Below are 1,051 nucleotides of genomic sequence, written 5' to 3' on the forward strand. Positions count from 1 at the left end.
AAGGGTTATCTATTTAAATCCATAAATAGGTAAAGAAAGCGCGGCTATTTGTCTCGATTTTTGGTATTTCGTCACTTATTTTGCTTTAATTAATGCAAATTCAATTTACTCAAAATAACTCAATGAATTTGCGTCTAATTTTTATACTCTGCATTGCCAGTCTGTTTGCTGGTTGTGCTACTTATGCTGGCCTGAACTTTGACCAACTGTTCGGCCCTCAGTTGGTTCGTGAGCGTACTGCCAGCGTTGAAACGCCGCAGGCAGATTTCTTCCAACGCGAGGTAAAACCTATCGTCGATAACCGCTGTGTGGTTTGCCACGCCTGCTACGATGCGCCATGTCAGCTAAAACTCTCATCGGTAGAAGGGATCGACCGCGGAGCATCGAAAGCGTTGGTTTATGAAGGCACTCGCCTGACAGCTGCTGCACCTACTCGCTTGTTTGAAGATGCAGAAACCACCCAAGAATGGCGCGACGCTGGCTTCCACCCTGTTTTGAATGAACGCGACCAAAGCATGGCGGCAAACCTTGAAGCTGGCCTTATCGCTCGTTTATTGCAACAGAAAGAGCGCCATCCCTTGCCAGACCAAGTGCAATTAGAAGGTTTTGATTTTTCGATTGATCGTGAGCAAACCTGCCCGACAATTGAAGAGTACGAGCAGTACGAAAAAGACAACCCAAACTGGGGAATGCCATTTGGTATGCCGAATCTAACCAACAGCGAATACCACACGCTGATGACTTGGCTAGAAAACGGCGCGATCATGAATATGCACACGCCAATCAGTGACCAAGAGCAGGCGCAAATCAATCAATACGAAACACTGCTCAACCATTCAGACTTCAAGAACCAGTTGATGTCGCGTTATATTTACGAGCACTTGTTCCTGTCGCACCTGTACTTTTCTGAGTTGAGCGAAAAACCGCGCTTCTTTACCCTCGTTCGCTCCGCAACGCCACCAGGACAGCCAGTAAAACGCATTTCCACTCGCCGCCCTTACGACGATCCGGGCGTTGAACGCGTTTACTACCGAATCATTCCAGAACAAAG

The 1,051-nt window shown here is 47.4% G+C and carries 1 protein-coding gene; it reads left to right on the forward strand.

Translation table 11 applies throughout. The features are described from left to right. Positions 1 to 122: 122 nt before the first annotated feature. Positions 123 to 1,051 (forward strand): fatty acid cis/trans isomerase (locus R7Z50_RS24855; RefSeq protein ID WP_318149397.1); only part of this gene is annotated, 929 nt, incomplete at its 3' end.

This window comes from Vibrio sp. 1249-1 (assembly GCF_033340495.1).